Below are 19,489 nucleotides of genomic sequence, written 5' to 3' on the forward strand. Positions count from 1 at the left end.
CGACTAGAGCGAGTGATGGGAGTCGAACCCATGTAAACGGCTTTGCAGGCCGGTACCTAACCACTCGGCCACACCCGCAGACCGTACCTATAGTGGCCGAACCAGGACGTTGTGACGAGGATTGAAATCCGCGAGATTCAAACTCCCGCGGCCGGATTCGCGGTCGAGGCCCACCGCGCGACGTCCCCGCGATCGAGGGCACAGGCCAACAGCTCCGGGAACTTGTCCGGCGTGCAAGCAAAGGCCGGAATACCCAGTGCGGCAAGGGCAGTCGCGTTCTCGTGGTCGAATGCAGGCGCACCCTCGTCGGAGAGCGCGAGCAACACGACGATCTGCACACCAGATTCCTTCATCTGGTTCATCCGTCGGAGCATCTCCTGCCGAATGCCACCCTCGTAAAGGTCGGAAACGAGCACGAAGAGGCTCTCCGCCGGGCGCGTGATGAGGCCTTGGCAGTACGCGATGGCGCGATTGATGTCTGTCCCGCCACCGAGTTGCGTGCCGAACAGAACATCAACCGGGTCGTCGAGATGATCGGTGAGATCGACGATCTCGGTGTCGAAAACGACGAGCGACGTCTTGAGCGAACGCATCGACGCCAGCACCGCACCGAACACCGACGCGAACACGACGCTCGCGGCCATCGACCCCGACTGGTCGATGGCGAGCACGACATCGCGCTGAACCATCTGCGCGCGCCGGCCATAGCCGACGAGTCGCTCCGGCACGATCGTTTTGTATTCCGGTAGGTAGTGGGCGAGATTCTTCCGAATCGTGCGGTCGAGGTCGAGGTCGCGCAGCTTCGGCCGACTTGTCCGGGCCGACCTGTTCAGCGCCCCCTGCACCGCTGACTTCGTTTTGGCAGCGATGCGTTCTTCGATCTGGCGCACGACCTTCTCCACGACGGTCCGCGCGGTCGCCTTCGTCGTCTCCGGCATGACGCGATTCAGGACAAGCAGCGTGCCGACCATGTGGACGTCGGGCTCGATCGATTCGAGCAACTCGGGTTCGAGTAGCAACTGCGTGAGGTTCAGTCGTTCGACCGCGTCACGTTGCATCACCTCGACGACCGTCGACGGGAAGTACGTCCGGATGTCACCGAGCCATCGCGCGACCCGCGGCGCCGAACTACCCAGTCCTCCAGAGCGTTTCGACGAATCGGCACTGTCTCCGGTGTTGTAGAGAGCGGACAGCGCCTGGTCCATCGCGCGGTCCTCGCCCGACCCCAGTCCGCCCAGCGACTCTTCGGCCGGGCCTCCGAGAACGAGCCGCCACCGCCGTTCCTCGGTGCTCATCCCGTCGCTCCGAGGATCTGCACGGCGGTTCGCATCGCGATGCGCCCCCGTTCGACGTCGATGCTCGCGACCGCTTTGCTGGTAGTCGGACCTTCCCGCAAGGTCTCGCCGATCGCACGCCGTTCGCCGGACTCGAAGGTCCCGAACGTCCGCCGCAGCAGGGGCAGGGTCTCGACGAATTGCTCTTCCGGAAGAGTCCCCATCCAGTTGTCGATGAGACTCAGCAACTCTCGGTCATGGACGAGAAGCAGTCCGCGACCACCGAGGAATCCGTCGATCCACGCGGCCTTGACCGCCGGCGCGCTACCCACCGACAACGCTGCGGAGAACCTGGTCGAGGCGTCGTCGATGCGTTCGGCGTCGGCAAGAAGACGGACCGCGCGCCCCACGATCGCGCCGTGCACATCCTCGCGATCGGCGATCTTGCGCATCGTCGACAGCCATTCATCCGTCGCATGCGGATCGTCGCGGGTGGCGATCGCGATGTGCGCCGCGTCAATCAGCGCACGGAGAGACTCGGCCGCATCGCTGTCGAGACCGGTGACCGCACTCGGGAGACCGGCACAGATTCGGAGCAGAATTCCGTCGACGACGTGGACCAAAGCGTTGACATCGGTGCCGCGCACATCGCCGTAGCGCAACGTGCGAATCAGCCCGGGTAGTGCGCTGAGCAGGTGTGTCACGTCGTGGTCCAGAGCGGCCGCAGATTCGAGTCGCGTGATCAAGCCGTCGGTCGCACCACCGAGATCGGCGAGAAGGGCGATTTCGAGCAGTTCGGCCAACTCCCCGACCGAACTCTTCTCGGTGTCAAGGATTTTGGCCTCGGCCGCCGCCTCGACCGTGGTCCCCCACAGCGACGCTTCGATGATGCGCACCGCGAACTCGGGCTCCCAACGGAGCGTCCACGTCTCCCGGAAGGTGCCGGTGTTGCGGACGTCGCCGACGGTCGGCACTCCCCACTCGATCCCGAGCAGTCGCAAGCGGTGCAAGAGGTGCGATTTCTGCACGTCATTGTCTTTACGAAGGTCGAGATCGACCTGCCGCGACAGCGGCTCCTGTTTGAGCCGAAGACTGCGGATGCGCGCCCGCAGGTCGGCTTCGAGCGGAACCGTCGGAGTCTCCTCGGGAACCTGGCCCAGCGTCTCACCGACAACAAGTTCGTTGATGACAAAGCGGACCAGCGTCTCGTCACCACCACACATCACCGATCGCACGGATTCGGTCACCTCGGACAGTCCGGCAAGCGGTCGGTCCCGCAACGCTGCGAGGGTGTTGGCGAGCCGGACCGATTCGATGATGTGCGCGCTCGATACCGGCAGATCGTGGCCGCGTAGCACGCCCGCGACCTTGGTCAGCCAGCGTGCGATCGGCTTCTCGGTCTCGACGAACAGGTGGTGGTACCAGCCGGGCGAGGTGACACCGGCGCCATAACCAGACACCGCCGCCAACCGGGAGTGCGTCCAGGGCACCCAGGTGACTGATGCCTTTGTCTTCGGGAGGCCTTTCAACAGTCGGGCATCGGCGACAGCCGGACCGAGCGTTCCCGACAGAGCAGGCGCATGCCAGGCTCCGCACACGACCGCGAGCCGTTCCGCTCCCTCCTTCAAGGCCTTGCGCATTGTCTGCCGCATGTAGGCCTCACGGATCAGCGTGTGCTCATCGACGTCCTCACGGAGTTCGGCCATCGCCTCGGTGATCGCGTCGAACGCTTCGCGGTCCGGAACCGACTCGATCACCGCGTCCCACCAGCGCTCAGGATCGTCGTATCCCGCTGCGGCGGCGAGCTGTGCCAGCGGGTCACCACTCGTCGACTTGCTATGCGAAACAAGCACATTCGTCGACGGCAGATCGCAGAATCGAACGGGAACGTCGTGTTCGGCGGCGTACGTCAACGCCTGCCATTCGGGTGAGAACACCGCGAACGGCCAGAACGCGGCACGCGCCGGAGTGTCCGGCACGTAGGCGAGCAAGGCCACCGGCGGGTGCATCCCCTCGGCCGTGACGAGACCGGTCAGCGGATCGGCATCGGCCGGCCCCTCGATGAGAATCGTGTCGGGTTCGAACTCCTCGATCCCCTGGCGCAACGATCGCGCCGAGCCGGGGCCGTGGTGCCGAATCCCGAAGACGCGGGTGGTGGCCATCAGCCGATCTCGCGGCAGGCGCGGTAGAAGTCTGCCCAGTCGGGACGTTCCCGCACGACGGCCTCGAGGTACTCAGTCCAGACCACCGCGTCGGCGACCGGGTCTTTGATGACCGAGCCGAGCACCGCCCCCGCAATGTCCGAAGCGCGAAGTACGCCGTCGCCGAAATGCGCAGACAGCGCGAGTCCGTTGGTGATCACCGAGATCGCCTCCGCCGTCGACAGCGTGCCCGACGGCGATTTGAGTTTCGTCCGGCCATCCGCGGTGAGGCCCGACCGCAACTCCCGGAATACCCGCACCACGCGCCGAACTTCCTCAGCGGTCGCCGGAACCTGCGGCAGTTCCAGTGCGGCACCCAACTGCTCGACTCGACGAGAAACGATCGCGACTTCGGAGTCCTCGTCGGCGGGCAACGGCAGCACGACGGTGTTGAAACGACGACGCAATGCCGAGGACAGGTCGTTGACCCCTCGGTCGCGATCGTTCGCCGTGGCAATGACGTTGAAGCCCTTCGCCGCCTGCACTTCACTCGCGAGTTCCGGAATGGGCAGGGTCTTCTCGGACAGGATCGTGATGAGCGCGTCTTGAACATCCGACGGGATACGAGTGAGTTCTTCGATCCGGGCGATAGCGCCGAGTTCCATCGCGGTCATGACCGGAGACGCGACGAGCGCACCCGCAGTGGGGCCTTCCGCAAGAAGCCGCGCATAGTTCCATCCATACCGGATGGATTCTTCGGCCGTGCCTGACGTGCCTTGCACCAGAAGCGTCGAGCGTCCGCTGATCGCCGCCGAAAGATGTTCAGAAACCCAGGTTTTGGCGGTACCCGGGACGCCGAGCAGAAGCAACGCACGATCGGTTGCCAACGTCGCCACCGCGACTTCGATGAGCCGTCGCGGACCGACGTACTTCGGCGTGATGACCGTTCCGTCGTCGAGCGTGCCGCCGAGCAGGTACGTCACGACCGCCCACGGTGAGAGATTCCACGACGGGGGCCGCAGCCGGGTGTCGGCCTGGGCGAGCGCCGCCAGTTCGTCGGCATAGGCCTGTTCGGCGTGTGGGCGCAGCAGGGCTGTGGTCACTTCAACTCCTCGAGCATGGATGCGCGTTCGGCGAGGTTATCGGCGATGCGTTGAATGTTCTGTCGCCAGATCGGTTCGGAAAGTGTTTGGGCGAGCGCCGCAAAATGCGGTGCGAAGGACACGGGAGCATGGACGCTTGTGGCGGACACGAGGCCTCGCTCGGGCGCTTCGAAGAATCTGACCGTCGAGCGGGCTCGGCGGGCGAACAGGCCGAGGACGTGGTCCGCGACGGGGTCCGGCCACGGATGCGGCAGCGCCGGAAGCAGCAGGGGCAGGTTCTTGGGGTCCGCGGCCTGTACCCGTCTGATCTGTTCGTCTGGCGGTAACAGCCCAAACAACTCACTCGGCCGGTGCGAGCCGAACAATGCCGTCCCCCATCGCGAGTCACGTTGTGCAATGGTCGCATCGATCCAGCCGTCGAGAATCGACTGCCGATAGCGATCGGGCAGTTCGCGGACCTGCGGCCACACCGACAGCGGTGACGCCGCGATGACCTGCCGGAGTCGGTCGTCACCGAGCCCGTCGCGGCGGTCCGCGTCGTCGACCATGGCAGGCAGGTCGACGGTGAGAACACCCGCGGTGTCGACGTGAACCCACCGATGCAACCGGATCGCCATCCGATCCGCGAATGCCGAGCCGGGCAGTCGAGAAAGTAGCCGTGACGCCGAGGCTCGAACATCGGCGCGACGGTCGTCAAGCGCCGATTCGAGAAGGGACTCGTCCGCGAGCGACAGTCCGTCAGCCAGCACGTCGAGCAGTTCAGCCTTCAGCGGTCCCGACTCTTTCGCCCAACTTGCCACGAGCGTTTCGCGCGCCAACTCGGGTTCGCGGCCTCGCAACGCCGCAAACCAGCCGCGGCGCTCGGGTGGACTGCCGAAGAGCCACACATCCTCGGTGGCGCCCGACTCCGTCAGGCTCGACCATTCCGGATTCTGGGCCGCCAGCCACCGACCGAGGGGGCCGGCCAGGCGGAGCAGCGGTTCGCGCAGCTTCCCGTCCGAGGCCGCCACCCAGAGTGCCTGAACGCACAGCTCCGCCGGCAGCCGATAGTCGAAAGGCGCAGCTGCAGAGAACCATTCAGGCAGGAATGCCGACTTCGTGGCCAGCATCCACGCCAGCCTCCGGGCGGGAGTCTGGGGAAGCGGTATCCGCTCGTCATCCGGAGCCGGGACCGGGCACGAACCGACACCCGGCACGTCGCCGCCACGGAGGAACACATACTGCAAGGCCGCCGCTTCGAGAAGACGGGTCGCGGGTTCGCCAGCGCCGAGGAGAACTTCGCGGACCGGCGCGTCCAGATGAGCATGTTCGGGCGAACGCCGTGCTGTCCCCACCAATGCGACGGAAACGAGCTCGGCGAACTGTGATCGTGCGGGGGCTTCGGTGGCGATCCGCTCGGGATTCACATTGAAAACCTGTCCGGATGAAAACGCGGACACGGGTTCGAAGCCGTCCGCCGTCCAGTCCCCGATCACCGTCACGGGGTGGCCGGCGGAGATCGCGAGCAACTGCCAAGCTTGCGCGCCCGACGTCAGGGACAGCGCGTTTCCGTCTCGCGCGACGAGCTGCCAAGCGGGATCTCGCACGACGGGCACCACGTCCGCGATGAGGGCCGGCCATGACCTGATCCACGGGTCTGCACCGAGCGCCGTCGCGTGCGCGGTGAGCGCTTCATCGATCGTGCCGGCTGCGGGGATCGTCGTAAACGGCTCCGGCCTCGAGTGACGTTCGCCCCACTGCACCCGCAGGCCAGCCGAGCCCGGGTAGAAGTGGACGTCCGCATCGACACTGGTGCCCGGCGGTGGAACCTCGGGAGAGAAGGTCGCGGTGCCGAACGAGTGCTCGACGAGCATCGCCCAGCGTTTGGTGTGGCGACCGAACAGCCACGTCCGCCGGGTGTGCAGCCGATTCTCTTCGGTTGTCTTGCGGCCGAGCGACATCCAGCGATCGCGGACCTTCGGCTCCGTGCGCACGGTTTCCGCCTGCATCGGGTATCCAACATGCGCGCGCACGGCCGATTGAGTCGCCGCGGGCAGATCATCGAGCTGGCGATGAGCGCGAACCAGCAGGTGAAGGCGTCCGTACTCGCGCAGCAGAATTTCGGGCCAATGCGATTTCGTCACCACGGCGTTGAACAGCGAACGCAACGTCGCGGCGACGCCGGGCGCTTGGGCGTCGACCATGCGGGCCGCGATCGCCTCGAACGCGGCAAACGAACGGTCGCTCTGCGCGAGCCCGGCCCGGACTTGGTCCGTCAGCCAGGTGTCGAGTTCCGCAAGACCAGCAGCGACGCGTGCCTTGCGTTGATCCACGGTCGCCGGGTTGGACGTCTTGGGCACGGCCTCGCGGTCTGCCTTCGCGCGGCGGCCTTCCACCCACTCCCCAGCGAACGCCGGGATCGCACTGGCCGGCGGCACCTGCCCCGAGCTCCACAGCAGCAGCAAGGACAACGCGTGCTTACACGGAAACTTCCGGCTCGGGCACGAGCACTTGTACGCCCTACCGGACACGTCGACGATCGTTTGATACGGCTTTGCGCCGCTCCCCTGGCAGAAGCCCCACACCGCCAAGTCGTGCGACCCCGTCTCCCTCCATCGACTGGCGAGCGGGCGCGCGGCGCTGAACGAGCTCGAATCCGGCGCGAGAGCACGGACCTGCTCCTCGGTCCAGGGCGCCGTCATGCCACGACCGTACGCGGACCCCCTGACAATTTTTCGGCGTCACGCGCGCCTGTCACGGAGTAACTCACTCCTCCAGATGCCGTGCCGCATCCCGGTGCTTATCCGCCTCGCGTTGATACCTCTCGGCGAGGCGCGCGTGAAATTCGGGCGTGGCGTCTTCGTAGATGTCCGGAACACCGTTGTCGTCTTCATCTCGCTCTTCGGCCTCAACCGCGAGCCGGTAGTGGCGATTGCGAACCTTCAACGCGACCGCCGCGAGGACCGTTGCCAGCGCGGTGCCGATCAACACGGCCGCTTTCGCCGGTTCACCCAATGCCGTTCCAACGAAAGACAACTCAGCGATGAGAAGGGAGACGGTGAACCCGATCCCCGCGAGAATCGACACCGCGAAGACATCGGCCCACTTTAGGTCTGGATTGAGTTCGGCGCGCGTGAAGCGCGCGGCCAACCACGACCCACAGAAGACGCCGATGGGCTTGCCGAGCACCAGTCCGAGGACGACGCCAAGTGTCTCCGGTTGTCGGAAGATCGACGCGATTCCGTCACCATTGATCGTCACGCCCGCCGCGAACAGCGCGAACACCGGGACCACGAATCCCGCAGATATGGGAGACACGGCATGCTCGACCCGCTGGGCGGGCGAATATTGCTCGTCGTCGCGTTTGTGGGTTCGCAGCAGCAGCCCCATCACGACACCGGACACGGTCGCGTGGATTCCGCTGGCGTGCGTAAGCGCCCAGATGATCACCGCGAGCGGTATGTAGACGTACCAGCCATGAACACCGCGTCGATGCAAGACGGCGAAAACCACGAGCCCGGCGATCGCGCCCGCGAGTGCCCACAAGTTCAGCGTCGATGAGTAGAACAACGCGATGACAACGATCGCGCCGAGGTCGTCGACGATCGCAAGAGTGAGCAGAAATGCACGCAACGCCGACGGCAACGCGGTCCCGATCACGGCCAGAACGGCCAGCGCGAACGCGATGTCCGTCGCCATCGGGATGGCCCAGCCGCCGAGCGAACCGCCGCCCGCCGAGGACGTGATCACGTAGATCGAAGCCGGCACAGCCATGCCGCAGAACGCGGCAACAATGGGCAAGGCTGCGGCACGCGGATCTCGCAGGTCGCCGACCACGAACTCCCGCTTGAGTTCCATCCCGGCCACGAAGAAGAAGATCGCGAGCAATCCGTCTTGCACCCAGTCGGCGAGGCTCAGATGCAGGTGGAGCGACTCGGGGCCGAGGTGGAAATCGCGCACCGCGTTGTAGACGTCGACCATGGGCGTGTTCGCCAAGATCAGCGCAACCACCGCTGCGCCGAGCATCAAGGCGCCACCGACAGTCTCAGTTCGTAAGAGGTACAGCAGAAATCCGCGATCGCGCCAATTCGGCGCCGAGAGGAAGCGTCCTGCCATGCTGCGAGCGTATTCGCTCGACGCTGCGACATGGGCGGACCGAGCGCTGTCACAATGGCGACATGCGTCTGAGCCCTCGCTTCGCCATCGCCGCGACACTGCTGGCCTTTGTTTCGGCATGTTCGTCCGGCACGCCAAGCCAGACCATTGCCGCGGACCCGGCGCTGGCCGGAGTGGCGATTAACCCAGCGCTGACCCACATTCATGCCCTCACGATCAACACCGACGGTGAGCTGCTCGCCGGCACCCACGAGGGATTGTTCGCCATCAATGCCACGGGCCGGTCGTCGCACGTGGGCAGGTCGAACGACGATCTCATGGGGCTGGCCGGGATCTCCGGGACCAAGACGCTCTACGCTTCGGGGCATCCCGGCAGCGCGAATCCCGGGGCCGACCCACTCGGACTCATCGTGAGCACTGATGGCGGGCAGACCTGGGCGCCGAAGTCTCGCGAGGGGCAATCCGATTTCCACGCGCTCGGCGCAGCTGGAACGCTGGTCCTCGGTTTCGACGGCACCAACATCCTCGTCTCAGACGACAGCGGGGCAACGTGGACGACCGGCGCGAAGCTCGACGTGACGTCACTTGCGGTGTTCGAGCCGTCGATCTTCGCGGCGACCGGGGACGGCGTCAAAGTCAGCAGCGACAACGGCAAGACCTTCGACGCAATCGAGGGTGCACCGAAGATGCGGCTTCTGTCGGCGGCCACCGACGGATCGGTGTGGGGCGTCGACGTCGAGGGCTACGCCTGGCGCACGCAAGACGGACAGAACTGGGAAAAGAGCGCGCTGGTCGGCTCGGTCGACGGAATCGTCGGTGTCAGTTTCGATCTCGCGTACGCCGTCACTCCGTCGAAGATGTACACGCTCTACTAGCATCGGCCCTATGCGCGTGCTGGTCTACAGCGACAACTCCTCCACCCGGGAGTCTGTGGTGAGCGCTCTCGGCCCGGAGTATGTCTACGACGAGGTCGCCACGCCGGACATGGTCATCACCCTGATGGATGCGGGCGGGATCGACCTCGCAATCCTCGACGGGGAGGCGGCCCCCGCCGGCGGGATGGGTTTGGCCAAGCAACTGAAGGACGAGCTCCGCGCTTGCCCGCCGCTGCTGATCATCACCGGGCGGCCCGACGATCGTTGGCTCGCGAAATGGTCGAATGCCGATGCGAGCGTGTCGCATCCGATCGATCCCATCGGCCTCGGCGCGGCAGTTTCGAAGCTCCTGCATCACTAGCACCTTGGACGTACCCTGTGGTGAGGGTGTGGGTACTAACTCCAGGCCGTAGCGAGCGGTGATCAAGTGCGCGGTATGCAAGGCGGACGAGGAGCCCATAGCGGAGCTATGTGCGACGAGGACAACGCAGCAGGCCGTGTGCTTGGCGCCGCGCAGTAGGTCTGTAGTTAGGAGCCACACCCTAAATCACCTGGGGGTGCTTAGTGGACGTCTACGTGCCGATCTTGGTACTCGGCGCGATCGCAGCCGGTTTCGCGGTGGTGTCTGTCTGCCTCGCGACGCTCATCGGTCCACGTCGCTACAACCGCGCGAAACTCGAGGCCTACGAATGTGGCATCGAGCCGATGGAGAAGCCGGCACACGGTGGCGGCCAACGCTTTCCGGTCAAGTACTACCTCACCGCGATGCTCTTCATCATCTTCGACATCGAGATCGTCTTCCTCTACCCATGGGCGGTTCACTTCGACGCCCTGGGCGGATTCGGTCTCGCGGCAATGGCTTTGTTCATCTTCAACGTGTCGGTCGCATACGCCTATGAGTGGCGTCGCGGCGGCTTGAGCTGGGACTGACGAATGGGACTCGAAGAGAAACTCCCGAGCGGCTTCTTGCTGAGCACGGTCGAGGGACTCGCAGGTTATGTGCGAAAAGGTTCGCTGTGGCCCGCGACGTTCGGCCTGGCGTGCTGCGCCATCGAGATGATGGCGACGGGCGGTGGCCGCTTCGACATCGCCCGGTTCGGCATGGAGGCGTTCCGCGCATCGCCCCGCCAGGCGGACCTGATGATCGTCGCTGGTCGCGTGAGCCAGAAGATGGCACCTGTTCTCCGACAGATCTATGACCAGATGGTCGAGCCCAAATGGGTGCTGTCGATGGGTGTGTGCGCATCCTCGGGCGGAATGTTCAACAACTACGCCATCGTCCAGGGCGTCGACCACGTCGTCCCGGTCGACATCTACCTCCCCGGCTGTCCCCCGCGTCCGGAAATGCTGCTCAACGCAATCATCAAGCTGCACGAGAAGATTCAGGAATCTCCACTCGGCGTGAACCGCGTTGAGGCGATCAAAGCCGCCGAAGAAGCGGCACTCGCATCGACCCCGACGTTCCAGATGCGAGGGCTGCTGCGATGAGTGGCGAGGGCTCCGCAAAGGACGAGGCCATCGGCACTCGCCGAGGCATGTTCGGAATCTCCGGCAGCGGTGACACCTCGGGCTACGGTCGGCTCGTCCGGCCGGTCAAGATGCCCGGCAGCAGTCCGCGGCCCTACGGCGGCTACTTCGACGACATTGTCGATGCGCTCGACGATGACGCCGTGGAGAAGGTGGTTGTCGACCGCGGCGAACTAACCGTTTTCATCCACCGCTTGCGGCTGCCGCAGATCGCATTGACCCTGAAGAACACACTCGGATTCAACCTCTGCCTCGGCGTAAGCGGCGTGCACTACCCCGATGATCGCGATCGGGAACTGCACGCGGTATATCACTTCACCGGCGTCGAGTCGGGTCAGAGATTGCGCATTGAAGTCACCGCCCCCGACGCCGAACCTCACATTCCGTCGCTCGTGAGCGTCTACCCAACATGCGATTGGCACGAACGAGAGACCTACGACTTCTTTGGGATCGTCTTCGACGGACATCCCGGACTGACACGCATCGAAATGCCCGACGACTGGGAGGGACACCCGCAACGGAAGGACTATCCGCTCGGCGGGATCCCGGTGCAGTACAAGGGCGCGACGATCGCTCCACCGGACGAGCGGAGGTCGTACAACTGATGCCTGCCGAGTTCACCGTCGCCGGCTCTGACTGGGCCGACATCAAGCCGGACGATTCCTCGCGCATCGTCGTCAACATGGGTCCCCAGCACCCGTCGACCCACGGTGTCCTGCGGCTGATCCTCGAGATCGAGGGTGAGACGGTCACCGAAGCACGCTGCGGCATCGGCTATCTGCACACCGGCATCGAGAAGAACCTCGAGTTCCGCAACTGGACCCAGGGGGTCACCTTCGTGACCCGGATGGATTACCTCTCGCCGTTCTTCAACGAGACGGCCTACTGCCTCGGCGTGGAGAAATTGCTGGGGATCGAAGTTCCCGAGCGTGCGACCGTCATCCGGGTGCTGTTGATGGAGCTCAACCGGATCTCCTCCCACCTCGTCGCGCTGGCGACCGGCGGTATGGAACTCGGCGCGGTCACGGCGATGCTGTTCGGTTTCCGCGAGCGCGAACTAATCCTCGACGTGTTCGAAGCCGCAACGGGTCTGCGGATGAACCATGCCTACGTGCGGCCTGGCGGACTCGCGCAGGACTTCCCCCAGCTTGCCGAGGATCGCGTCAAACGGCTGCTCAAGCTCATGCCGAAGCGCCTGCACGAACTCGAACTCCTGTTGAGCGACAACGCCATCTGGCGCGCACGAACGGTCGACATCGGTCACCTCGATCGCGAGGGCTGTCTCGCACTGGGGATCACCGGACCGGTCCTGCGGTCCGCCGGAGTCGCCCATGACCTTCGCAAAGCCCAGCCGTACTGCGGCTACGAGAACTACGAGTTCGACGTTCCCATCACCCAGTCGGCAGACTGCTACGGCCGGTACCTCATCCGGGTCGAGGAGATGAAGGAGTCGCTGAAGATCGTCGAGCAATGCCTCGATCGGCTGCGTCCTGGTCCCGTGGTCGTCGACGATCCGAAGCTGGCGTGGCCCGCGGACCTCACCATCGGCAAGGACGGGCTCGGCCAGTCGAAGGAGCACGTCGGCAAGATCATGGGCTCGTCGATGGAAGCGCTGATCCACCACTTCAAGATCGTCACCGAGGGCATTCGCGTCCCGGCCGGTCAGGTGTATATCGCCGTCGAGTCGCCCCGCGGAGAACTCGGAGTCCACATGGTGAGCGACGGCGGAACACGCCCGTATCGCGTCCACTTCCGGGATCCTTCGTTCACGAACCTGCAAGCCACGGCCGTGATGTGTGAGGGGGGCATGCTCGCCGACGTCATCGCCGCGGTCGCCAGCATCGACCCGGTGATGGGAGGGGTAGACAGATGACCTATAGCGAGGTCGATGCCAAGGAGATCATCTCCAGGTACCCGGTACCGCGGTCTGCGCTACTCCCCTTGCTTCATCTCGTGCAGTCGGTCGACGGGTGCATCACGCCGGCCGGGATCGAATTCTGCGCGTCGATGCTCGAACTGACGGGTGCCGAGGTCACCGCGGTGGCCACGTTCTACTCGATGTACCGGCGGAAGCCGTGCGGCGACTACCTCGTCGGCGTCTGCACGAACACGTTGTGTGCCGTGCTGGGCGGTGATGCCATCGTCGAACATCTGTCGAACCACCTCGGCATCGACGTCGGCGAGACCACGAGCGACCAGAAGATCACGCTGGAGCGCGTCGAGTGCAACGCGGCGTGCGACTACGCGCCCGTCGTGATGGTCAACTGGGAGTTCTTCGACAATCAAACGCCCGAGTCGATCACCGGAGTCGTTGACGCACTGCGCAAGGGAAAGCGCGTGACCGCCACGCGTGGTGCCGATATCGGGACATTCCAGGAGACCTCGCGACTGCTGGCCGGCTTTCCGGATGGAAAGCCCTCCGGCGACCCGGGAGCCCCGACCCTCGCCGGTCTCGAGGCGGCCCGTCCAGATCGCTAGGGCAGTGGGTTCACGTTCGGCATCGGATTGACGTTCGGCAGCAGGTCGAACGTCGGCATGGGGTTCACGTTCGGCATCGGGTTCGGCATGGGGTTCACCGGCGGTTCTGCGGACGGCACGGAATACGTGGGCTCGGCCGTCGGGGCGACGGTGGTCGACGCCGTGACCGCCGGAGGAGCCGCTTTCACCACCGCGGCATTGACCGTCGGTGCGGCGGCGGCCGGGAGCAACGTCGGCGCCGGCTCGGTTGACTTCGGGGCGGCTGGTTTCGGCACGGCAGATGTCACGGTCGGCGTCGGCGGCGCGGGAGTCGTCAGGGCTGGTGTCGTGATGAAGGCCGCGCTGTCGGCACTCGGCCCGGCCGAGACGTTGTCGCGACCAGACGCTTGAATCACGATCGCTACGCCGAAGACGGCCAGCAGGACAAAGAGAACGACGAACCGCCGAATCGGCGCGGATTCTTCCCCGCCGACTTCCGGCCGATGAGTACCGTGCGTCGCCATGCCTCATGGTATGTCCGCTCTGGGCGGATCTCACACCAATCACGAATGACTCACTGGTTTCTTAGACAACACCAGTAACGAATTGAACCTTTGCCCATCGCCACGCTGACCGCGGTCAAATCGTGTTGTGAGCGTGACGCCTTACGCCCGAATAACCACGGAATGCTCACTCCCAGTTAACGATTGAAAACGGCACGCGCACCTTGAGCGGAGTGTGTCGCGGGACACAGCAATCTATTCACGTGCTCACGATGATGGCGACCCGATTCAGCCCCCGCGCGCTCCACATTCACATCTTCGATTACGGAGATACCGTGGGTGACCAGCTTGCGCGCCAGGCTCGCTCTTACGCAACCGCGATCGCCACCTCGCGCGGATACCGACTTGGACGCCGCGTATCGGCGCCGATTATCGACGGCGAGGGACTACTCGCTCGATTTACGTTCCCGATCACGATGTCGAAAACACCGGTCAAAACGCCGCAGTAGCTGGGCCCGAATAGCTAACCCAACATCCACTTACGAGATAGCAGAGCCCGAAGAGTACGCAGCCTTTGAAGCCCTGGAGCAGCCGAGCTCCAGGGCTTCAATCGTCGCTGGACGGTTGACCGCCGGAGGTAAGCGGAGCCCTCCGCACCACATATTTCCCAAAAGTGCGAAGAATGTGAATTCTCAACGACTTTGGGTGCGTGCAGCCGAACGATTGGGGCCATGACCGATTGGTTGGCCTTGGCGGTCGTCGTACTCGCGGTCGTCGCCACATTTGTGCTTCTGTTCGGCTTTGCCGGGTGCGACGTCGTCTTCGGCCTCCACTACATTCCGCCTGCAGGCCCGAACTTGAGCAAGGGCCCGGTGACGGCCAACTCCATAACCGTGAACTGGGACCCCGACACGAGGGCAATTCAAGTCGAGTTGGATCGCTCGCTGAAGTCAGACCCCACACAGCAGCAACAATCCTTTGTCGTGCCCCGGCCAGGCACCTCCCTGCTCGACCCTGGCCCGCTCGATCCCGATACCGAGTACGAGTACAAGGCGCGATTCAAGAACCAGGACGGCGAATACTCGCAGACCACCCGCCTCACCGTAAAGACCGACATCCTGGTTGTTCGGCCCACGTTCGACTCCGTCGGCGTCGGGGCTCCGGCGACCGGAAACACCAGTGCCACAACCAGTTGGATACACACAGCCGGCACTGGGCAGGTCGCCGTCGTCGTTGCTCTTCGGTGGCAACACAGCGGAGCAGGGCCGGCGACCGCCGCACGCACGGCGACCTACGGTGGTGCCGCCATGACGTCGAGCGGCGTCATCGGTCTCAACGATGCCGCGCTCAACGCCACATCGGGCGAATACGCGGAGCTGTTCATCCTGCCCAGCGTGCCTGCGGGTCCCAGCCAGGTGCGAATCACCGTCAACCGCAATGGACTCAATCCGTCGATATCGATCGAGGGATGTTCGATTTCCTACTTACAGGCCGCCGCTTTCGACCCCGTCACTCCCATCGCCGGCGGCGGACCGGGAACGTCTCTGATGCAAGGAATCAGCTCTGCGGACAACGCAACCGTGGTTCAAATGTTCGGAACGAATCCCGGTGCCGTCGGGAGTTACAGCCAGACGTCTCGGCATCAAGGCACAGTCCGGAACTTCGTCATCGGCGACGCCAACGGTGGAAATTCCGTTCAGTTCGTCGCGACCCGAATCGATGGCGCCGCGTTTGCCGGCTTGGCGGTCCGATTGACCCCGGGACCATGACCTTCACGCGAGTCGACCCGGTTGAGGGAGAGTTATGACCAATCCACTGACTGGTGATTACGAAGCAGTGGTCCAGATCGCGACTCGGCAGATCAACGGACTATTGGCGACGCTTCACAACAACAGTGATCACGACGCCCGCATTCAACTCGTTCGGCACGTCGTGACGCGTATCGGCGATCCCGGGAGGAGACCACCAGACTTCGTCGACTTCGCCGACTGGGTCGTCGGCTTCCAAAAGGAATTGTCCGGCGGCGGGCTGGAAGATCTGCACGCACACATCACTGCGACGGCGCCACCGGGAATCGCCAAGAAGTTCACCGAAACCCTCGACCGCTTCACCGGGGACTGGGGCATCGAACTGCCGCCGACGCCTCCCGATGTCGTGCGCGGCATCGCGAAAGTGCAGGTGTCGACGGTGACGATCACGGTTTCCCCTGGTTCATCATCAGAGGTGACAGTCCACGCACACATCCGGGCGAAGTTCTACCCGGACCCCGAAACCAACACCCTGCCCGAACCGATTCACGGCGAGCTGACCGCCACCTACAACGTCCGGCCGACAGCCCGTCCGGGCGGACTTCGCCTGCTCATCAGCCCAACCGCCGACGACAGCAAGATCCAGTTCGTCGCGGCGCCGGGAAGCGGAATCAGCACATTCGACCAGAATCGAATTTCGACACACGTGCGCACGTTCGTCCGGCATTCCATCGTCCAACAGCCGATCGATGTCCCGGCCGGCTTCCCGTTCACCGAGTTCAAAGGCCTCGGATCGGGCACCAGCCAGGTCATTGCGCTACCGATGCAACTTTCCGGAGGCGCCCCACCCCCGAACCGGATTTCGAGCCTCACGCAATCCTTCGCAGGCTCGAACGGATTTGCCCTTGCCGTCAGCAAAGAGCACATCCTGTCCTTCTTCAACCTCGACAGCATTGTCCAAGCGATCGAGCGGCAGACGGTAACCGCAAAGATCGGATACGGCTGGTTCTCGTACTCGGCGACGTACCACTTTCAGGTTTCGGACTTCGAGCTCACGTTCCACGACGGCGTCCTCAAAGTCTCCGGTCGGATCGACGCCGTCGCCTCGGGCGCACCCGACGCTTGGATCACCTTCACGCAGTCGATCCGGCTCGTGCTGGACGCGGCCGCCGTAAAAGTCACCGTCGAACGAGCGGGCGACCCCGAAGTCGACGAGTCAGTCTGGTTACCTCACGGTCCGGTTGTGACCAGAGTCCGGCAACAGTTCGACACCCAGCTTCCCAGCGCCGGCGGACCAATCACCACCATGATCAGGAGTAACCGAACCAAGCTGGTCAACTCCCTGAACGAGTTGGTTCCCGGCCTGGACGCATCGTTCGCCGCCTTGGACGTCACATCGTCCGGAATCGTCATCCGCGGTGAGCTGACCGGCGGTGCCCGCAATGCGCCTGTCGTCGATATCGCGGAGACGCACGGCGGTACGGCGTTCACCGCACTGAAGAGCTGGGTTCCCGGCGGTCGAATCGACCGTTTCATCTGGTCATGGGTGGAGTACCCACCGACCGCGAGCATCTGGAACGGAGTCGCCCGCTCGCGGATCGACGAGCATGGCTTCATCGTTCCCACACCCGCGGGCATCACCGATATCGGCCAGATCTGCCTGTCGCTCGAAGGCACCCAGGTGCTCCCGTCCGGCGCACTTGCGAGTGTCGTCGGCGGATCGACGTGCCTCGTTCCAGAACCGGTCGTGGCGCTCGATGTGCCATCGTGGTGGGGACCGTTGACCGTCCCCCTGTGGCGTCCGGTGGCGGGCGATCGAGGTCCGCTACGGCAGGCGATCAGCGGGCACCTGAGCGTCGCCGCCACGGCCCCGCATGACGGAAAGCCCCAGCGCAACGCCCTCGTGTTCTTCGCCGGCGACCAACCCCTCACGTCGCTGTTCCAGGCGCTTCGGCTGTCCAAGCACGCAGGTTCTGTCTCCACGACGGTGGTCGTACCGGCGGGAACGTTCGACAAGTCCCGCACGGACGTCGAGAGTCAGCTGGCCCTGACGGATGGGCCGAGGGTCGTCATCACCGAAGACGATGAAAAGGCCTGGACCACGGCTTTCGACGTATCGAAGACCCCATCGGCGTTCCTCATGAACACCCGTCGCGAACTCGTCTGGCACAGCGATGGCGCACTCGATCCCAAGGAACTGGCCTCCGCCCTGGACAAACTCACCGTCGGCGAGGAACCCCCGTCGTTCCGCCCGCTCACGACGAATCTGGCAACCGGCGATTCGCCGCGGAACTTCACCTTCGCCGATCAGGAAGACCAGTACGCCCTTCACCACCTGCGTGGCCGGGACGTCGTGCTCGCCTTCTGGCAGTCGTGGTCCGCGCCCTGTCTGGCGGAACTCCAGCATCTGCAGAGTCTGTGCGAGGGTCGGACGGGTCCGTTCGTCGCGGCGTTCCATGGCGGCACATCAGCCGAACCGATCGAAGAGGTCCGCAAGCGGCTCGGGCTGTCGTTTCCGCTTGTGCACGATCCCCAACAGCGCCTGGCCCGTCAGTTCGGAATTCGGTGCTGGCCCACGACGATCAGAATCGGGTCCGACGGTCGCGTCGAGCACATCCAACTGGGCTCGACACATGACCACGGGCGATCCGATCCGAAGGCGACATGATTCTCCCTCTCACGATCGCCTCAGTAGTCGTCGCCGACCAAGCATTGAAGGTGCTCGTGCGCAATGTCGGAACCCTGCAGCCCGCCGAGGGGCAGTTGTGGGTTCATCGCATCCGACCGAGCAGGGCACCAACACTGTGGCTCTGGACAGTGGCGGCTGGGTTGCTGCTATCGGCAAGCCTGTGGCTTTCCGGCGCGCAGGTCTTCGTCGGCTTGTTGCTCGGTGGCTCGCTGAGCAACACCGCGGAAGCGTCGGTGCGCGGATCCGTCACCGACTTCGTGCGACTCGGGTTCTGGCCGGCGTTCAACCTGGCCGACGTTGCGCTCACCGTTGGTGCAGCCGGAATGGCGATCGAGTTGGTGAGGGCGATCGGTGACGGCAGGCTCTAACATCTTGCCGCGGTTCTTCACCCTGCGCGGATACCAGGTCAGCACCTACCAGGTCTTTCTCATCCTGGGAATCTGGATCGGCACGATGACTGCCGCCCGAGTCGCCGAGGTCGACGGCTACTCACCCTTACGCACCGGTGTCACCGCGATGGTGTGCGGACTCGCCGGTGTCGTTGGCTCCCGGCTCCTTCACGTCGTGGTGCACCGCGGTGAACAATTCACCACGGGCGGACTCAGCCTGTTCGGCTCGCTGCTCACGTTTGTCCCGGCTTCCATCCTTGGTGCCCAGTGGATCGGCACTCCGGTCGCCGCACTGTGGGACCAGATGGCCGTTGGCGTGCTCGCCGGCGGCTTCTGGATTCGTCTCGGGTGCGTTTTCAACGGCTGCTGCGTAGGCCGTCCGACGAGATTCGGCCTCCGACTGCACGACACACGCGGGGTCGTGCGGCGTCGAATTCCCGTGCAGTTCGTTGAGCAGGCTTGGTGGCTCCTTGGATTAGTCGCCTATGCGGTCGCCTGGCCCGACGGACAACCTGCCGGCAGTGTCGCGCTCGCCGTCCTGAGCTTCTACGGCGTCGGGCGCTTCTTTCTGGAGCCGCTGCGCGAAGACTCCGATGTCATCTTCGATCGCGTACGACTCAACCAATTGATCGCGGCACTGCTCGCCATCAGCGCAGGCGTCGGACTGGTCGCGCTCCAGACGTAGACG

General features: G+C 64.4%; 18 protein-coding genes and 1 tRNA gene. 12 read left to right on the top strand and 7 right to left on the bottom strand.

Annotation, left to right across the window (positions count from 1 at the left end; all coding sequences use genetic code 11):
* Nucleotides 1-7 precede the first annotated feature (7 nt).
* From F600_RS0119445 to nhaA, 6 genes are all read right to left on the bottom strand, one after another.
* A tRNA-Cys gene (locus F600_RS0119445) sits at nt 8-78 on the bottom strand.
* Between the two features lie 59 nt (nt 79-137).
* Nucleotides 138-1,295, bottom strand: coding sequence for a VWA domain-containing protein (locus F600_RS0119450; protein WP_018162319.1), 1,158 nt, complete (start codon nt 1,293-1,295; stop codon nt 138-140).
* Nucleotides 1,292-3,436 carry a DUF5682 family protein gene (locus F600_RS0119455; RefSeq protein ID WP_018162320.1) on the bottom strand — a complete coding sequence of 715 codons (2,145 nt, stop codon included), beginning with the start codon at nt 3,434-3,436 and terminating at the stop codon, nt 1,292-1,294. Before F600_RS0119455 ends, F600_RS0119450 begins: the two co-directional genes overlap by 4 nt.
* Nucleotides 3,436-4,518 carry an ATP-binding protein gene (locus F600_RS0119460; RefSeq protein WP_018162321.1) on the bottom strand — a complete coding sequence of 361 codons (1,083 nt, stop codon included), beginning with the start codon at nt 4,516-4,518 and terminating at the stop codon, nt 3,436-3,438. Before F600_RS0119460 ends, F600_RS0119455 begins: the two co-directional genes overlap by 1 nt.
* On the bottom strand, nt 4,515-7,199 hold the full coding sequence (locus tag F600_RS0119465; protein ID WP_018162322.1) for a DUF5691 domain-containing protein: 2,685 nt from the start codon (nt 7,197-7,199) through the stop codon (nt 4,515-4,517). Before F600_RS0119465 ends, F600_RS0119460 begins: the two co-directional genes overlap by 4 nt.
* Nucleotides 7,200-7,263: 64 nt before the next feature.
* Nucleotides 7,264-8,613 carry a Na+/H+ antiporter NhaA gene (gene nhaA / locus F600_RS0119470; RefSeq protein ID WP_018162323.1) on the bottom strand — a complete coding sequence of 450 codons (1,350 nt, stop codon included), beginning with the start codon at nt 8,611-8,613 and terminating at the stop codon, nt 7,264-7,266.
* A gap of 62 nt (nt 8,614-8,675) precedes the next feature.
* Here nhaA and F600_RS0119475 point away from each other — a divergent pair, with 62 nt between their 5' ends.
* From F600_RS0119475 to nuoE, 7 genes are all read left to right on the top strand, one after another.
* Nucleotides 8,676-9,488 carry a F510_1955 family glycosylhydrolase gene (locus F600_RS0119475; RefSeq protein ID WP_018162324.1) on the top strand — a complete coding sequence of 271 codons (813 nt, stop codon included), beginning with the start codon at nt 8,676-8,678 and terminating at the stop codon, nt 9,486-9,488.
* Between the two features lie 10 nt (nt 9,489-9,498).
* Nucleotides 9,499-9,849 carry a DNA-binding transcriptional response regulator gene (locus F600_RS0119480; RefSeq protein WP_018162325.1) on the top strand — a complete coding sequence of 117 codons (351 nt, stop codon included), beginning with the start codon at nt 9,499-9,501 and terminating at the stop codon, nt 9,847-9,849.
* Between the two features lie 203 nt (nt 9,850-10,052).
* Nucleotides 10,053-10,418, top strand: coding sequence for an NADH-quinone oxidoreductase subunit A (locus tag F600_RS0119485; protein ID WP_018162326.1), 366 nt, complete (start codon nt 10,053-10,055; stop codon nt 10,416-10,418).
* 3 nt (nt 10,419-10,421) lie between these two features.
* The gene (locus F600_RS0119490) at nt 10,422-10,976 is read left to right on the top strand and encodes a NuoB/complex I 20 kDa subunit family protein (RefSeq protein ID WP_018162327.1); all 555 of its coding nucleotides are present in this window, start codon (nt 10,422-10,424) and stop codon (nt 10,974-10,976) included.
* Nucleotides 10,973-11,620 (top strand): NADH-quinone oxidoreductase subunit C, encoded by a 648-nt coding sequence (locus F600_RS0119495; protein WP_018162328.1) that lies wholly within the window; start codon nt 10,973-10,975, stop codon nt 11,618-11,620. Before F600_RS0119490 ends, F600_RS0119495 begins: the two co-directional genes overlap by 4 nt.
* Nucleotides 11,620-12,888 carry an NADH-quinone oxidoreductase subunit D gene (locus tag F600_RS0119500; protein WP_018162329.1) on the top strand — a complete coding sequence of 423 codons (1,269 nt, stop codon included), beginning with the start codon at nt 11,620-11,622 and terminating at the stop codon, nt 12,886-12,888. Before F600_RS0119495 ends, F600_RS0119500 begins: the two co-directional genes overlap by 1 nt.
* On the top strand, nt 12,885-13,493 hold the full coding sequence (nuoE, locus tag F600_RS0119505; protein ID WP_018162330.1) for an NADH-quinone oxidoreductase subunit NuoE: 609 nt from the start codon (nt 12,885-12,887) through the stop codon (nt 13,491-13,493). Before F600_RS0119500 ends, nuoE begins: the two co-directional genes overlap by 4 nt.
* On the opposite strand, the gene F600_RS0119510 is transcribed toward nuoE, so the two are convergent.
* Entirely contained in the window at nt 13,490-13,996 is a 507-nt protein-coding gene (locus F600_RS0119510) for a hypothetical protein (protein ID WP_018162331.1), read from the bottom strand. The two genes, nuoE and F600_RS0119510, sit on opposite strands and share 4 nt — an antisense overlap.
* A gap of 242 nt (nt 13,997-14,238) precedes the next feature.
* Here F600_RS0119510 and F600_RS0119515 point away from each other — a divergent pair, with 242 nt between their 5' ends.
* The 5 genes from F600_RS0119515 (at nt 14,239) to F600_RS29010 (ending at nt 19,486) form a co-directional block, all read left to right on the top strand.
* A complete protein-coding gene (locus tag F600_RS0119515; RefSeq protein ID WP_018162332.1) occupies nt 14,239-14,484 on the top strand; it encodes a hypothetical protein in 246 nt (81 codons plus the stop codon).
* 222 nt (nt 14,485-14,706) lie between these two features.
* Nucleotides 14,707-15,744: a fibronectin type III domain-containing protein gene (locus F600_RS0119520; RefSeq protein WP_018162333.1), complete on the top strand. Its 1,038-nt coding sequence runs from the start codon at nt 14,707-14,709 to the stop codon at nt 15,742-15,744.
* Nucleotides 15,745-15,778: 34 nt separating this feature from the next.
* Nucleotides 15,779-18,391 (top strand): peroxiredoxin family protein, encoded by a 2,613-nt coding sequence (locus F600_RS0119525; protein WP_018162334.1) that lies wholly within the window; start codon nt 15,779-15,781, stop codon nt 18,389-18,391.
* Nucleotides 18,388-18,780 carry a signal peptidase II gene (locus F600_RS30690; protein ID WP_018162335.1) on the top strand — a complete coding sequence of 131 codons (393 nt, stop codon included), beginning with the start codon at nt 18,388-18,390 and terminating at the stop codon, nt 18,778-18,780. Before F600_RS0119525 ends, F600_RS30690 begins: the two co-directional genes overlap by 4 nt.
* Entirely contained in the window at nt 18,764-19,486 is a 723-nt protein-coding gene (locus tag F600_RS29010; protein WP_018162336.1) for a prolipoprotein diacylglyceryl transferase, read from the top strand. The genes F600_RS30690 and F600_RS29010 overlap by 17 nt, the downstream gene beginning before the upstream one ends.
* The last annotated feature ends 3 nt before the right edge of the window (nt 19,487-19,489 follow it).

The sequence above is a fragment of the Smaragdicoccus niigatensis DSM 44881 = NBRC 103563 genome (assembly GCF_000380645.1).
Taxonomy (GTDB): domain Bacteria; phylum Actinomycetota; class Actinomycetes; order Mycobacteriales; family Mycobacteriaceae; genus Smaragdicoccus; species Smaragdicoccus niigatensis.

What these genes read in the sequence shown, in the direction of transcription:
- F600_RS0119525 (WP_018162334.1), top strand. Translation starts at nt 15,779, where the DNA reads ATGACCAATCCACTGACTGGTGATTACGAAGCAGTGGTCCAGATCGCG.
- F600_RS0119500 (WP_018162329.1), top strand. Translation starts at nt 11,620, where the DNA reads ATGCCTGCCGAGTTCACCGTCGCCGGCTCTGACTGGGCCGACATCAAG.
- F600_RS0119480 (WP_018162325.1), top strand. Translation starts at nt 9,499, where the DNA reads ATGCGCGTGCTGGTCTACAGCGACAACTCCTCCACCCGGGAGTCTGTG.
- nuoE (WP_018162330.1), top strand. Translation starts at nt 12,885, where the DNA reads ATGACCTATAGCGAGGTCGATGCCAAGGAGATCATCTCCAGGTACCCG.
- F600_RS0119455 (WP_018162320.1), bottom strand. Translation starts at nt 3,436, where the DNA reads ATGGCCACCACCCGCGTCTTCGGGATTCGGCACCACGGCCCCGGCTCG.
- F600_RS0119465 (WP_018162322.1), bottom strand. Translation starts at nt 7,199, where the DNA reads ATGACGGCGCCCTGGACCGAGGAGCAGGTCCGTGCTCTCGCGCCGGAT.
- nhaA (WP_018162323.1), bottom strand. Translation starts at nt 8,613, where the DNA reads ATGGCAGGACGCTTCCTCTCGGCGCCGAATTGGCGCGATCGCGGATTT.
- F600_RS0119450 (WP_018162319.1), bottom strand. Translation starts at nt 1,295, where the DNA reads ATGAGCACCGAGGAACGGCGGTGGCGGCTCGTTCTCGGAGGCCCGGCC.
- F600_RS0119495 (WP_018162328.1), top strand. Translation starts at nt 10,973, where the DNA reads ATGAGTGGCGAGGGCTCCGCAAAGGACGAGGCCATCGGCACTCGCCGA.
- F600_RS30690 (WP_018162335.1), top strand. Translation starts at nt 18,388, where the DNA reads ATGATTCTCCCTCTCACGATCGCCTCAGTAGTCGTCGCCGACCAAGCA.
- F600_RS0119490 (WP_018162327.1), top strand. Translation starts at nt 10,422, where the DNA reads ATGGGACTCGAAGAGAAACTCCCGAGCGGCTTCTTGCTGAGCACGGTC.
- F600_RS0119520 (WP_018162333.1), top strand. Translation starts at nt 14,707, where the DNA reads ATGACCGATTGGTTGGCCTTGGCGGTCGTCGTACTCGCGGTCGTCGCC.
- F600_RS0119510 (WP_018162331.1), bottom strand. Translation starts at nt 13,996, where the DNA reads ATGGCGACGCACGGTACTCATCGGCCGGAAGTCGGCGGGGAAGAATCC.
- F600_RS0119475 (WP_018162324.1), top strand. Translation starts at nt 8,676, where the DNA reads ATGCGTCTGAGCCCTCGCTTCGCCATCGCCGCGACACTGCTGGCCTTT.